This window comes from Pseudomonas sp. C2B4, from assembly GCF_013359695.1.
Classification (GTDB): Bacteria; Pseudomonadota; Gammaproteobacteria; order Pseudomonadales; family Pseudomonadaceae; genus Aquipseudomonas.
On record NZ_JABFMU010000048.1, the window covers coordinates 1 to 14,181 of the forward strand.

General features: G+C 61.3%; 13 protein-coding genes. 4 read left to right on the top strand and 9 right to left on the bottom strand.

What is annotated here, in order from left to right; translation table 11 throughout:
• Window positions 1-270 precede the first annotated feature (270 nt).
• The 4 genes from HNQ83_RS23750 to HNQ83_RS23765 form a co-directional block, all read right to left on the bottom strand.
• On the bottom strand, window positions 271-1,872 hold the full coding sequence (locus tag HNQ83_RS23750; protein ID WP_256669154.1) for an arylsulfatase: 1,602 nt from the start codon (window positions 1,870-1,872) through the stop codon (window positions 271-273).
• A gap of 42 nt (window positions 1,873-1,914) precedes the next feature.
• A complete protein-coding gene (locus HNQ83_RS23755) occupies window positions 1,915-2,994 on the bottom strand; it encodes a zinc-binding dehydrogenase (RefSeq protein ID WP_175391193.1) in 1,080 nt (359 codons plus the stop codon).
• A gap of 50 nt (window positions 2,995-3,044) precedes the next feature.
• Window positions 3,045-4,067, bottom strand: a complete 1,023-nt coding sequence (locus tag HNQ83_RS23760) for an NAD(P)-dependent oxidoreductase (protein WP_218585553.1) — start codon at window positions 4,065-4,067, stop codon at window positions 3,045-3,047.
• A 114-nt stretch (window positions 4,068-4,181) separates the two neighbouring features.
• Complete coding sequence (locus HNQ83_RS23765; protein WP_175391194.1) at window positions 4,182-4,703, bottom strand: 2,4'-dihydroxyacetophenone dioxygenase family protein; 522 nt, start codon at window positions 4,701-4,703, stop codon at window positions 4,182-4,184.
• 184 nt (window positions 4,704-4,887) lie between these two features.
• Here HNQ83_RS23765 and HNQ83_RS23770 point away from each other — a divergent pair, with 184 nt between their 5' ends.
• The gene (locus tag HNQ83_RS23770) at window positions 4,888-5,931 is read left to right on the top strand and encodes an AraC family transcriptional regulator (protein ID WP_175391195.1); all 1,044 of its coding nucleotides are present in this window, start codon (window positions 4,888-4,890) and stop codon (window positions 5,929-5,931) included.
• A gap of 203 nt (window positions 5,932-6,134) precedes the next feature.
• Here HNQ83_RS23770 and HNQ83_RS23775 read toward each other — a convergent pair whose 3' ends face one another.
• Complete coding sequence (locus HNQ83_RS23775) at window positions 6,135-7,994, bottom strand: ABC transporter ATP-binding protein (RefSeq protein WP_175391196.1); 1,860 nt, start codon at window positions 7,992-7,994, stop codon at window positions 6,135-6,137.
• A gap of 226 nt (window positions 7,995-8,220) precedes the next feature.
• On the opposite strand from HNQ83_RS23775, the gene HNQ83_RS23780 reads away from it, so the two are divergent.
• Together HNQ83_RS23780 and HNQ83_RS23785 are read left to right on the top strand one after the other, a co-directional pair.
• Entirely contained in the window at window positions 8,221-8,619 is a 399-nt protein-coding gene (locus HNQ83_RS23780) for a hypothetical protein (RefSeq protein WP_175391197.1), read from the top strand.
• 172 nt (window positions 8,620-8,791) lie between these two features.
• Window positions 8,792-9,082: a hypothetical protein gene (locus tag HNQ83_RS23785; RefSeq protein WP_175391198.1), complete on the top strand. Its 291-nt coding sequence runs from the start codon at window positions 8,792-8,794 to the stop codon at window positions 9,080-9,082.
• A gap of 106 nt (window positions 9,083-9,188) precedes the next feature.
• Here HNQ83_RS23785 and HNQ83_RS23790 read toward each other — a convergent pair whose 3' ends face one another.
• The 4 genes from HNQ83_RS23790 to HNQ83_RS23805 all read right to left on the bottom strand — a co-directional run bounded on the left by HNQ83_RS23790 (window position 9,189) and on the right by HNQ83_RS23805 (window position 12,772).
• A complete protein-coding gene (locus HNQ83_RS23790; RefSeq protein WP_175391199.1) occupies window positions 9,189-9,959 on the bottom strand; it encodes an SDR family NAD(P)-dependent oxidoreductase in 771 nt (256 codons plus the stop codon).
• Between the two features lie 47 nt (window positions 9,960-10,006).
• On the bottom strand, window positions 10,007-11,023 hold the full coding sequence (locus HNQ83_RS23795; protein ID WP_175391200.1) for an alpha/beta fold hydrolase: 1,017 nt from the start codon (window positions 11,021-11,023) through the stop codon (window positions 10,007-10,009).
• A gap of 75 nt (window positions 11,024-11,098) precedes the next feature.
• Complete coding sequence (locus HNQ83_RS23800; RefSeq protein WP_175391201.1) at window positions 11,099-11,509, bottom strand: hypothetical protein; 411 nt, start codon at window positions 11,507-11,509, stop codon at window positions 11,099-11,101.
• A gap of 15 nt (window positions 11,510-11,524) precedes the next feature.
• A complete protein-coding gene (locus HNQ83_RS23805; RefSeq protein WP_175391202.1) occupies window positions 11,525-12,772 on the bottom strand; it encodes an alpha/beta hydrolase in 1,248 nt (415 codons plus the stop codon).
• Window positions 12,773-13,130: 358 nt separating this feature from the next.
• On the opposite strand from HNQ83_RS23805, the gene HNQ83_RS23810 reads away from it, so the two are divergent.
• Window positions 13,131-14,181, top strand: a 1,051-nt coding sequence (locus HNQ83_RS23810) for an alkene reductase (RefSeq protein ID WP_175391203.1), incomplete at its 3' end; no start/stop codon positions are given.

Here is a 14,181-nt window from a genome sequence, read left to right on the forward strand (position 1 = left end):
AGCGCCCGATTGAAGTGTCCAAAATCATTAGGCCAGTTCAGCCTGCTCGCGATGGACGTCAACGATAACGCGGGCTGTCTGGATGCCCGCGTTGTCTGGACGTTTTTCGCGAGCAGAGCTCGCTCCTACAGGCTTTTCCAAGTGAATCGCTATAAGAGCGAAACCGCCAGCAGCCGTTACCGCAGGAATGGATATGTACACCCTCAAAATACACGTCGCCTGACACAAAGCCTTCGCGAGCAAGCCCACTCCCACAGTTTTCAGCCTGGTTTATTGTTTGGCGCGATTGAGGAAATCCTGCACCAGATTCGACATGTCGTAGCTTTTTCCACCTTGCACCGGCGGGTACTCGGCGAGGGTCTTCAAGTGCGCCCCGATGATCTCGCCCACGGGTTGAATCAGCCACGAGACCTTTTGCAGCAGATGCCCGTAAGAATCCTTGTTGTCGTAGCTCTCGAACGGGTCCATGCGCAGGTTGAACACCAGTGGCACGGTGCGCGGCACCAGGTTGGCGTAATAGTCTTCCTTGGTCGACAGGTGGAATTTCCAGGGGCCGAGACGGACGGCGGTCAACTTGCTTTCGTAATAGTAAAAGAGGCTGTTGCGTGCCGAGTCCTTGGCTTCGCCCTTCCAGTAAGGCAGGTTGTTGACCCCGTCGATGTACTGCTTTTTCTCCTGCTTGATGTCGGCAGCGACATCTTTGACGCCAGCCGCGGCCGCCAGGCTGGTGAACATGTCCATGTGCGCCTGGATACCGTTGAGCACCTGGCCAGGCTTGATCACACCTGGCCAACGCAGCATCGAGATGACCCGCACGCCGCCCTCGTAGGTGGACATTTTCTCGCTGCGAAACGGTGTCGTCCCACCGTGCGGCCAGGAGGAATGCTCGGGGCCGTTGTCGGTGGAGTACCAGACGATGGTGTTCTCATCCAGACCGTTTTCCTTGAGGAAATCGAGAATCTGGCCGACGTCATGATCGTGCTGCAGCATGCCGGAGCCATACAGGTCGCCTTCGGAGCTGTACTTCTCGGCGGCATAGCGCCATTTGTCATTGAGGCGCGTGTAGAGGTGCATGCGCGAGGTGTTCATCCAGACGAAGAACGGTTTGTCCGCAGCCTTGGCTTGCTTCATGAAGCCCATGGCCTTGGTCGCGACCTCCTCTTCATCGAACATTTCCATGCGCTTCTGGGTCAGCGGGCCTGTGTCCTCGATGGTCTGTTTGCCGACCCGGCCGAAGCGCGGGTCTTGCGTGGCGTCATCGGTATTGCTGGCATAGGAATGCAGGACGCCCCGGGTACCGAACTTGCCCTCATAGGCTTCAAGGCTCCCGGAATAGGCCTTGGCGAAATTCTGGAAATCACGCTGCTCGGATTCTTCCTGAGTGTTGAGGTGGTACAGGTTGCCGAAGAATTCATCGAAACCGTGGACCGTGGGCAAATGCTCGTTGCGATCGCCGAGGTGGTTCTTGCCAAACTGGCCGGTGGCGTAGCCGGCCTTCTTCAGCACCTCGGCCAGGCTCGGTGAAGCCGCCTGCAAGCCGAGCTTGTCACCCGGTTGACCGACCGTGGTCATCCCGGAACGAATCGGATACTGGCCGGTGATGAACGCGGCGCGCCCCGCCGTACAGGACGGTTGCCCGTAATGATCGGTGAAACGAATGCCTTCGGCGCCGATGCTGTCGATGCTCGGCGTGGTGTAACCCATGGTGCCCATGCCGTAGGCACTGACGTTCTGCCAGCCGATGTCGTCGCCCCAGATCACCAGGATGTTGGGTTTCTTGTCGGCCGCCGCCACCGAAGCGCTCGTCACGATGAGTGACACAGCCGCCATCAGGGGCCACAGCAGGCCCTTACAGATCTTGAATTTCATCATGTTTGCTTCCCGCAATTACGTGCTGTGAACGACCCTTGCGGGTCATTCGAACGTGATCATCACCTTGGCTTGTTCATCAGGTTTGCTCAGGGCCGCGAACGCCTCGGCCACGCCATCGAGCCCGACCGTAGAGGTGATCAGCGGCGACGCGTCGAACTTCTGCTCGGCCAGGTCGTACAAGGTCTGGGCAAATTCCTCGCCGTTATAGCCATAGGCGAAGCTGATATTCATTTCCTTGGCGATGCCGACCATCGGTTCAATCCGGTCCGACTCCATGCACACGCCCACCACCATCAGGCGACTGCGCGGCGGCGCGCTCTGCAACACGTGCTGGATCAGACCCGGAATGCCAACGCACTCGAAGATCACGCAGGGCTTGGGCTGCGGCCCCAGACCGTACATGGCCTGCGGGCCCTTGATGTCGTAGCCGGCCGGGGCCGCCACCTCGACCCAGGACTGATACGGGGACTGCTCGGTCGGATTGACCACCACATCGGCGCCCATTTTTTCCGCCAGTGCGCGACGTTTGGGCGAGAAGTCCGAAGCCACCACAGGGCCGATGCCACGGGACTTGAGCACGGCGATCATGGCCAGGCCAATCGGACCGCAACCGATCACGATAGGCACTTCATCACCTTCAAGTCGGGCCCGGTTGACCGCGTGGACGGCAACGGACATCGGCTCTGTCAGCGCTGCGAGATGCGCCGGTAAATCACCCGGCACCGGCACCAGCAATCCTTCTGCAAGCAGCATCTGCTCGCCATAGCCGCCCGGATAGCCATTGGAAAAACCGACATGCTCAAAGCCGTTGCGATTGAAGATGAACGGCATCGAACACACCCGCGTGCCGACCTTGAGTTTTTTGTCGCTGCCCGGTCCGTGGTCGAGGATTTCGCCACAGAACTCGTGTCCGAACACCACGTCCTGACCGGCGTCGAAATCGACCGGAATACCGCTGCGCTTGAAGTTGCCGAGCACATGCTCGCAATGGTGGAACATGTGCAGGTCCGAGCCGCAGATGCCACAGGCCAGGGTCTTGACCAGCACTTCGCCGACCGCAGGCACCGGTGCCTTGAGTGTGTCGACCAGCAGTTGTTTATCGCGCATCACTACCGCTTTCATGGGGCGTCCCTCTTGTCATTATTGGGGTGGGATTAACCTGGGCCTGGCCGTCAGCCGATCTGACCGCTTTCACGCAGCCAGGCTTCGGAGCGGCGCAAGCCTTCCTCCAGATCGACCTTGGGTTGGTAACCGAGCACCTGTTGAGCCTTGGCGATGGACACGCCACCTCTGCGGGCGAACATGTACATGGTGTCCGGCGCGACTTCGCCCTGCTTCTTGAGCAAGCGATTCACAGTCCAGAGCACATGGGTGATCGCCACGGCCACGCACAAGGGCAAGGTGTGTGGCGTGCCGTTGCGCCCGGCCCAACGCCAGTGGCTGGAGAAAAACGTCTTGCAGCTGACGGCATGGCTGGCGCTGATATGGAAGATCTGGCCGATGGCTTGAGGCAGACCGGCGGCCAACATGACGCCATCGAGCAGGTCGTCGATGTACACCGGGGTGAAGATGCCCTTGCCGCCATTGGGCAGAATCAGGGCACCGGCCTTGGCCATCTTCATCGGCTCACTGAGCCAGGCTCGCGAGCCGGGGCCATAGACATCGCCCGGTCGCACGATGGTGCAATCGATCTCCCCCGCCGCGTGCGCCGCCAGCACCACATGTTCGCTGGCACCCTTGGCCACGCCATAGCGGTAGTGATTGCCGATCACCACATCGCTGCGCTCATCGGCCTCGCCCTGATAGTCCCAGCCGAGGGCCGCAATCGAGGAAAACTGCACGAACCGCCTGGCGCCACCGGCAATGGCGACATCCAGGCAGTTGCGCACGCCTTGCACCGAGACGTCGCGATACAACTTCCAGGACGCGGCGAGCGACACCACCGCGGCGGTATTGATGAATAGTTCACAGCCAACCGCGTGATTCGCCCAACTGTACGGCCGGGTCAGGTCACCGGCCACGATGTCGTTGGCCGGGTCGGCAATCAGGTCCATGCCGCGCACTTGCGCGCCGAGCGCCTTGTAGCGCGCAGCCAGGGCACGGCCGATGAAACCGCTGGCCCCGGTGATGAAAACGGAGCGTGGCACCTCGGGGGTTTGTCCCGCGCTACCGGTGGGCATCGTGACGTCAGTCATAAAATGTCCTTGGGCAATGGCCCACGCGCACAGGCGCCAAACGCGCTGTATGCCGTGCAGGTGGGAATGACCGGATGAGAAATGTCACCCGCCCAAGGCAGGTGACCTGGCGGGTTATCGCGCGCGCGTGGTGTAGTCGGCGGCGCGTGGCGTGATGTACTTCGCAGGTTCCAGGCCGCGCTCGCGCACCAGGTGATCGAACAGATGCATGATGTCGCTGGCATCCATCAGGCCGAGGTAGTTGCCTTCGCTGTCGAAGTTCACATTGGCGCCGTGGACCACCATGACGGTATCGGTCGGCTCGGTGTTGGTGGACGGGACCATGAACTGATGGATCGAACCGCCCGGCTCGAACAGGTAGCTGCCGGCCGTCTGCGGCTGATCCGGATATTCGACGTAGTTCCATCGGCCGGTGAGGGTGAAAAAGTGCACGGTGCCGGTGTGATAGTGACGCGGCAGGACTACGCCCGGCTGGAACACCACGCGCAGCACCCAGATGCCGGCGCTTGGGTCGAGAAACAGCGGCTGCACGTCAACGCCTGGCACGCCCGGCAAGGCGTCCTTGTACATCGGCAGCTCGTTGGTGTTCAGGGTCAACAGGTCTTTGTGTTCGTGGACTTGATGAGGCATCGCCATTTTCTTGTTCTCCTGATGATTGGCTTCGGATCACGATCGGATCAGTCCACATGCTGCATCAGGCGCCCAGTGAAAATTTGACATTTGACGCCTGCAATCTTTCAATACGCGACAAAGCGAGGGGGAGCCGACGTCTGTTTTTCCAGCCTTTGCACGACCAACAAAAACAATAAGTGGGCTCAAAATGATCGACTTCGTCCGTGCCGCGGGGCTGGCAAACTTCTCTGAATTTTCGTCGAAACAGGGGCTAAACCCGGAAAAAATGCTGAAACGCGCCGGCTTGCCCCTGGATCTGGAAGAACTTCCCGACAGCCTGATTTCCTACAGCAAAATGCTCGACCTGCTGGTGCTGTGCGAAATGGAGTCGCAGAACCGCCTGTTCGCCATGCAGTTCGGCCTGGCCCAGGGCGTGAGCATTTTCGGCCCCCTGCTCTACCTGTTTCGCAATGCCAGGGATGTGCGCGAAGCGCTGACCGGACTGACCGCCTACTACCACATCCATTCCGGCGCCGCGAAAATCACCCTCGACGAACAGGGCAAGCACGCGATCCTGTCCTACACCATCTCCGACACGTCAATGCCCGGCTACCGTCAGGGTTCGGAACTGGCCCTGGGTGTGGGCGTGCAGTTGATGCGCACGTTGCTGGGCAAACGCTGGCAACCCCAGGCGATGTTGTTCAGGCACACGCCGGTTGCCGAACCCGGGCAATTCCGTCGCCTCATCGGCATGGTCCCCAGCTTCAATACGACCTACAACGGCCTGATGTTCGACGCCGGTTCTCTCGATACGCCGCTGGAGTCGGCAGACCCGGCCTTGCACCGGCTGATTCGCAAGCACCTCGACCACCTGACGCAGATGTCCGCCGAAGAATTGCCGGCGCTGGTTCAGCAACTGATTCGAAACTTCATGCCCGAAGGCCGCGCCAACATCGAGTACATCGCCGCGTTCATGCGCCTGAGCACGCGCAAGCTCCAGCGCCAACTGGAACTCGAAGGGTTCACCTTCCAGGACTTACTGTCCGATGCTCGCCAGGCCATGGCTTGTCACTACCTGCAAGACTCGACGATCAAGATTTCGCAGTTGGCGGACCTGCTCGGCTACAGCGACCAAAGTGCTTTTACCCGAGCGTTCCACCGTTGGTACGGACAGAGCCCCAGGGAATGGCGCAAACAATTGGTCGGCAAGCCCGGAAATCCGCAACGGCGTCATCAACTATCAAATACCTGACGTGAATTGTCCGAAAGGCTGGCGGTAATCGATGAATAATTCACCTGCCTGCTGTAGCGCTTGTCCCGGTAAGCGCGGCTCAGGTGGCGAAACTCCTTTCAAGGCGCCAGCGTCAGCTGAGCGCCTTTTTTTCGCAGCCGGCCTCGCCTTATCCGGCTGATCAATCCCGCCACCGCCGCTGCGATGGAACACACCCATCACGCTCACGCCTGATCCATCGCCTCGACCACGCCCTGATCCTCCCCCAGGAACCCGCCGCTTTGATGCTGCCACAGCCGCGCATAGACGCCGTTTTTCCCGAGCAATTCGCTATGGGTACCCTGTTCGATGATGCGTCCGTCATCCATGACAATGAGCCGGTCCATGGCCGCAATCGTGGACAGTCGATGGGCGATGGCGATCACGGTCTTGCCCTGCATCATTTCATCGAGGCTTTCCTGGATGGCCACTTCGACTTCCGAATCCAGCGCACTGGTGGCCTCGTCGAGCAGCAGGATCGGGGCGTTCTTGAGCATCACCCGGGCAATCGCGACGCGTTGACGCTGGCCGCCCGACAGCTTGATGCCCCGCTCTCCCACCAGGGTGTCGTAGCCGGTATGGCCTTGCCGGTCGCTCAGTTGGCGGATGAACTCATCGGCCTGGGCACTGGCCGCCGCGCTGCGGACTTGCGCGTCGGTCGCCTCGGGGCGGCCGTAGGCGATGTTGTCGCGAATGGAACGGTGCAGCAGGGAGGTGTCCTGCGTGACCATGCCGATGGCGCCGCGCAGGCTGTCTTGCGTCACGTGTGCGATGTTCTGGCCGTCGATGCGAATCTCCCCGCTGTCGACGTCATAAAAGCGCAGCAGCAGGTTGATCAGCGTGGATTTGCCCGCGCCAGAGCGGCCCACCAGGCCGATTTTTTCGCCCGGGCGGATGCTCAGGCTCAGGCCATCGAGCACCTGGCGTTCGCCGTTGTAGTTGAAGCTCACCTTATCGAAGGTGACCGCGCCGCCGGAGGTCACCAGGACGCCCGCGTCCGGCGCATCCTTCACCTTTGGGCCGCGGGTAAAGGTTGCCATGCCATCCTGCACGGTGCCGATGCTCTCGAACAGCGAGGTCATTTGCCACATGATCCAGTGCGACATGCCATTGATGCGCAACGCCATGGCGGTGATTGCCGCCACGGCACCGGCGCCGACCTCTCCCTGGTGCCATAACCACAGGGCATAGCCACCGGCTGCCATGATCAACGCCACCACCAACGCCTGGTTGACGATCTCGAACTGGCTGACCAGGCGCATCTGGCGAAAGCCGGTTTGCTTGAAATCCTCCATCGCCGCACGGGCGAAGTGCGCTTCACGATTGGAGTGGGAGAACAGCTTCACGGTCGTGATATTGGTGTAGGCGTCCGAGATACGCCCGGTCATCATCGACCGCGCATTGGCCTGTTCCTGCCCGACTTTCCCCAGGCGGGGCACGAAGTACCACATGGCCAGCCCGAACAACAGGACCCAGGCAACGAAAGGCAGCATCAGTTTCGCAGCGAAGCCGCCGGCCAGCGCGATGATCGCGATGAAATACACCCCGATGCCGGGTGCGATCTCGATCAGGGTAAACAGCATGTCGCGCACGGCCAGCGCCGTCTGCATCACCTTGGTGGTGACCCGGCCGGAAAACTCATCGGAAAAAAATGAAAGGCTTTGCCGCAGCATCAGGCGATGGAAGTCCCAGCGCAGCCGCAACGGCAAGTTAATCGCCAATATCTGGTGCTGCACCATGGTACGCAACGCCACCAGCCCGACACTGGCCACCATTATGATGCCCATGCCCCACAACACGCGAGTTTCCTGCTCGGCCGCTTCACCGCCTGCCTGCCAGGTCGAGAGCAGGTCCACGACCTGCCCGAGGAAGGAAAACAGCCAGGCTTCATAAATCGACACACCGGCACTGAGCAACGCAAACACCAGGATGTAACCGCGAGCACCCCGCGTACAGGCCCACAGGAAGCGAGCCAGACCGTCGGGTGGCGGTGGTACCTCGTCAGGTGGAAAGGGGTCGAGCCTTCGTTCAAACGCACGAAGCATGGTGTTCTCCAAAACGATCAAGTTGAGGAGATTCTGCCATTGAACGGTTGCCTTGAGGGTACGACCGTCCCCCGCAATGCATCACGGGCAAACGGCGCCCTAGAACTTTTCTCGATTTATCGGTCTATCTGGATAGGCACATTTTCGCTCGGTAAGCGCGACCTCGCAGGCGTCACCCAGCCAGATGGCCACACGTCCAATTGTCAATCAGAGGTTGTCTTCGCTCATGAAATTCCATGTCCCACGGATGGTGCTCTTCGGCCTGTTCGCGTTCGCGGCAGTGGGCTCGGCATCCGCCACACCGATGAAGACTTCAACGCCTGTCTTTGCCCCTGAAGCCCCGGCCGTTCAGACGCCTGTCCAGTCCGCGGGCAACCCTTGGCCGGCCTTGGCCAGTACGGCTGGCACGCAGGCAGGGCCGTTGCTGGCCCATGACGACCGTTACTGGCATGACGGCCGCTGGCACGATCGTCGCGACGATTGGCGCCGGGACGACTGGCGCAGGGAACAGTGGCGCAGAGAGCAGGCTCGCCGGGAAGCCGAACGCCATCGTGATTGGGAACGCCATCATCATCGGGCCATGCGGCACCGCTACGAGAACGATCATCGCTACTATCGCCGCTAACCCGCAACGGGTCAGTGGCTGCCTATCAGCCTGAAACCGCCGATGGTCGTTGCATTCCGCCAGTGTGCGGCGGGTGGCTAAGCTTAATGAATCGGGCGAATTGAAAGCTGGGAGATCGCTGCCCTCAGCGGACCTGGACAGGGTCCGCGCGGTCCTCCCGAAGGAGACAATCATGTATGCCGTGATAAGAACCTACCTGGGTACTGGAGCAAAGCAGCTTTTCAAGCTAATGGAAGAGCGCAACGCCGACGTCGAAGCGACCCTGCGGACAGTGCCTGGCCTCGTCAGCTACACACTGCTCAACACAGGCGATGGTGGTACGGCGGTGACTGTTTGCACGGACAAGGCCGGCAGCGATGCGAGCCTGAAAGTCGCACGGGAATGGATTCAGAAAAATGCATCACATATCCACGCGGACCCGCCGATCGTAACGGAAGGTCCGGTCATCGTGCAGATCAAATAGCGCCTGAGGTACTCTGTTTTCCGGTTTCTCACGCCGCCTCTCTCAACGACCAATCAAGGAAGTCCAGCGTGAAGAGGCGGCGTGGACACCGCTTCAACGCTTGCCTTTACAGGCTCGAGACAAGATGCCCGCCGTCCACGGTAATCACCGAGCCCGTCATCCACGACGATGCCTGTGTTGCCAGCAGCAACAGCGCGCCATCCAGTTCCTGCGCGGTGCCGAGGCGCTGCATGGGGATGCGTTTGATCAGCGCCGCCCCCTGCGGGGTATCCCACACCGCTTCCGTCATCTCGGTAGAAATGTAGCCCGGTGCGATCGCATTGACGCGAATGCCATGACGGGCCCACTCCAGCGCCAGGCTCTTGGTCAAATGCACGACGGCAGCCTTGGAGGCCGAATACGCGGCGACGCCCGGCATCACCCGCTCCCCCTGAATCGAGGCAATGTTGACGATGATCCCGGCCTGACCTTGCGCTTTCCATCGCCGTGCCACTTCCGTGGACACCAGCCAGACACCGCGCAGATTGGTAGCGATGATGTCGTCGAACTCATCGAGCGGCTGCGTCAGCGCCGCCCCTTCGTGCCCCACTCCCGCATTGTTGACCACCACATCCAGCGGTTTGCCCGTTTCGGCAATCGCGGCGACCGCCTGCGCGACGGAGGATTGGGAGGCGACGTCCAGTTCGATGACCGTCACCTGCTCCGCGCCCAATGCCTGGAGTTCAGCGGCCAAAGCCTCCAGTCGCGAGGTACGGCGTGCACCGATCACCACCTGGGCGCCGCAACTGGCCGCCAATCGGGCGAAATGGCTGCCAAGCCCCGAAGAGGCGCCCGTGATCAAAATCCGTTGCCCGCGCAACATCGCACCAAGGTTCATTGCATTTCACCTCTTTTGAACGTTATCGGTTGTGAGGGATAAGACGGTTACAGGGAACGCTGGCCCAGCCACTCATCGAGCGCCGGCCACATGCGCTTCTTCGCGGCGGGTCCCGCGATCAGGCTGACGTGGCCACCCGGCAGGATGATTTCCTGCTTGTCCAGCGACCCCACTTGCGCCACCAGGGGTTGAGCGCAGGCCGGAGGAACCAGGGTGTCGTGCTCGGCGATCATATGCAGCAAGGGCACCTTGATGTTCGCCAGATCAATCGCCCGGTTTGCAATGTGCAAGCTGCCCTCATGCAGGCTGTTCTTCCACAACAACTCCTTGATGATCTGACGGTAGTACTCGCCCGCCAGCGGCAAGTTATCGTGACCCCAGCCCACCATCATCCGATGGTTCCTGACGTAGCTGTCGTTCCACAGGTTGTCCCATAGCCGCAGGTGTCCGGCGATGCGGCCGGCCGGACGTTGCAGGTCTATCGCTTTCATGATCATGTCGCCCGGGATGATGCCCAGCGTATCGACCAGCCGATCGACCTCGAAAAAACGCGGGTTGGCGATGCCTTGGGACCAGCTCATCTGCGACCAGTCGACCGGTGTCGTGAAGCACACCAGGTTCTTCAACGGGCCGTCGGGATGCAGCGCCGCATAGAGCGTCGACAGCACGCCACCCATGCAATAACCGGCGAGGGTGACCTCCTCGACCCCGGTGTCGGCCTGTACCCGGGCGATACAGTCGGGAATGAAGTCAAGGACGTAGTCCTCGATCCGCAGGTGCCGCTCCGCCTGGGTCGGCGCATTCCAGTCCATCACATAGATGTCGTAGCCACGCCCGAGCAGGAATTCGATCAGGCTCTGGCGCTTGGCCAGATCGAAGATGTAAGCCTTGTTGGTGGTCGCCATGACCAACAGCAACGGCACCCGGTACACGTCCTTGCAGGTCGCGTGGTACCGGTAAAGGCTGAGCGTGCCACGCCGGTGCAGCAAGGTCTTGGGTGTCATGCCCATGGCGGGTCCCGGCGAACCCAGGTATTCGAGGCCCTTGATGCGGCGCTTGATCATTCGATCGGCTTCGGTGCGTAACCGGTTCACGAAGGAATGGAGATGCCTTTGGCCTGAGTGAGTGGTTGCCATCATTCAATCCTCTTTGGGCGCACGCCTGGCGGCTGGCTTCAATGCTCTTTTCACCGATTTCGCCGCCACTGGCGAGGTGTTCGATGGCGGTGACGGACGACGGCTGCGTGACGGTCGAGGCGCCACCGAAAGACTGACGGGCGCCGGGAGCAATTGATCGAGCTTGTCTTCGATGCGCTGCACGGAGGCGGCGAGCGTGTCCAGTTCGGAGCGGCTGGGCAGCTCCAGGCGTCGCAAGACACTGGCCAGCGAACGTTCGAACACATGCTGCATGCCGACAGACACTTTGGAAAACTGGTTGGCAGCCTGGGCAAACTCCGCCGACTCCATTTTTCGAGCAGCGAACGCATTCACTTCGCCTTCGATCAGGTTGACGGCATCACGCCACATCTGGAACGGATCAAGCATTCCCACGGCAATACTCCTGGATCAGATTTGCGTCTCTGGATAGGTCTGGCGAGCAAGTCGCCGGTCGAGTCGTGCGATCAGCCGGCGGCGCATCAGGGTCAAGGGCACGCACAAGGGTTGCAGCACCCAGTGGGCGGCGCGGGCGGACAATGGCGAAACCTGGCGCAACAGCGTGCCGCTCCAGCGTTCGGTCGCCACCCAGGTCATCAGGCTGGAGGTCGTCAGTTCACCCATGGTCGCGCACAGGTTCGATGCCTGCCTGGGCGCTGCGTCGGCAATCTCCATCGTGCGATCCAGCGCGGATTCGGCGCGAAAAGCGGCGGCCAGCGCGTCACCGATGCGCTGCAAGGCATCGCGGCCAGCACCGATGACGGCGTCGAAATTCAGGAAGCCATGGAACTGCCCTGCATAGTGCAGAAGTTCCACCGACACCCCCGCTGCACGCAGGCGCGTGGTGTAGTCCAGCCCGTCGTCACGGATAGGGTCGAAACCGGCACTGATGACCACGGCGGGTGGCAAGCCGCGCATATCTTTGCTCCGGCGCGGCGACAGCCAGGGGTCTTGCGGATCCAGCCCGTCGAACGAGCCGGCCACGGTCTGCTTGATCTGCGCCAGCAGTTGATCCGTGATCATGAAGCCTTCGGCATTCTCGAGCAGGGATGGAAACTCCTGCAGCAGATCGGTCGCCGGATAGGCCAGTACCTGCAGGCAGAGCGAGGGCCCGCCATCGCGCAATGCTTGCTGGACCACCGCAGCACAAATGTTGCCACCGGCCGAGTCACCGCCGATGGCCAGCCGCGTGGTATCGATCCCCAGCATCGCGCCGTTTTGGGCAATCCATTGCAGCGCCGCGAGGCAATCCTCGCGCCCCGCCGCCAAATCATGCTCCGGCGCCAGTCGATAGCGCACGGCAATGCTGATGCAGTGGGCGTTGTGTGCCGTGCTGCGGCAAATCGATTCAGCGGTATCCAGCCCACCGACCACAAACCCGCCGCCATGGCACCAGAGGAACGCCGGCAGTGGTTGATCGGTAGTGTCCGGCCGGAAAATACGCAGCTCGATCGGCCCGCCAGGCCCCTCGATAACGGCCTCGCTGACCGTCGCGACCGGGACATCCTGGCTCAGGGCCTGCGACGTCAAGCGCCATACTTCACGCAATTCGCGCAGCGAATAGTGTTCGACGGGGCGCAGGCGAGTCGCCATGTTAAGCATGCGCAGAAACGCACGGGCATCGCGATCGGGACGATCCGCGCGACGCATCTGAGGCATGCCGGCCACGCGTGTGGCGACTTGCCGGGGGGCTTTGCTGCGTGTTCCCTGGGGTGATCCATTTGCCGCTGTCATTCAATGTCCCTCGAATGTTTCCAGCCAACAGCCTACCGACAACCCCCAGTTCACTCCCCCACTCATGTAGATGGGGTGGCGCCCACCCCACCCTTGCGCCATCGGCGTTGTTGCTGTGTGCCTTACCCTTGGCTGACAAGTTATATCGCCAACCACATAACTAAAATTCAACTAATAAATTATATGAATGACGTCACGGCGCGCATGCTGAGCCTCACTGATGAGCCGCTGGCCCTGGCCGGCACAACCATCCAGAACCCTCTGCATTGAACCTGGAGCTGCCATGACTTCCGAAACCCTTTTCACCCCTACCCGCCTCGGCGCCATCGACGTGCGCAACAGAATCGCCATGGCGCCGCTGACCCGCTCCCGAGCCAGCATGGACGGCGTTCAGACGCCCCTGGCCATCGAGTACTACGCCCAGCGCGCCACGGCGGGATTGATCATCACCGAGGCCACGAATATCTCCCGCCAGGGCCGAGGCTATGCGTACACGCCCGGGATCTACACGGATGCACATGTGGACGCCTGGAAGCCTGTGACGGAGGCCGTGCATGCGGCCGGTGGTCGAATCGTGCTGCAACTCTGGCACGTGGGGCGCATGTCCCACGTCAGCCTGCAGGAAGGTGGCGCCGCACCGGTGGCACCTTCAGCAATCCAGGCTGGCGGCAACGTCTTCACCGAAGCCGGCAACCAGCCTCCGTCAATGCCGCGTGCGCTGGCGACCGAGGAAATCGCCGGCATCCTGGAGGACTATCGTCATGCGGCGCGTCTGGCGAAGGCTGCCGGGTTCGACGGTGTCGAGGTGCACGCGGCCAACGGTTATCTGCTGGAGCAGTTTTTGCGCGACAGCACCAATCATCGCGATGACCGCTACGGGGGCTCCCTTGAGAACCGCGCCCGCTTCCCGCTGGAAGTCGTGGAAGCCGTCGCCGAAATCTGGGGGGCAGACCGCGTGGGGCTGAGACTGTCGCCGCTGTCCACCGCGATTGGCGATACGCCGCTGGACAGCAACTTGATGGAGACACACAGCTACCTGGCACGTCGTCTCGGCGAAATGGGGCTCGCGTATCTGCATATCGTCGAAGGACAACTGCACGGCGGTAATGGCGCCGAACTGTTTGACGTACAGGCCCTTCGCGAAGCCTTCGGGGGCGCCTACATCGCCAACAACGGCTACGACCGGCAGCGAGCCCTGGATGCCACGGCCTCGAACCACGCGGACATGGTGGCCTTTGGCAAACCCTTCATTGGCAACCCTGACCTTGTCGAGCGGCTGCGCCTGCAAACGCCGTTGTTCGAAGCACCGATGGAGACCTACTTCGGCGGTGGTG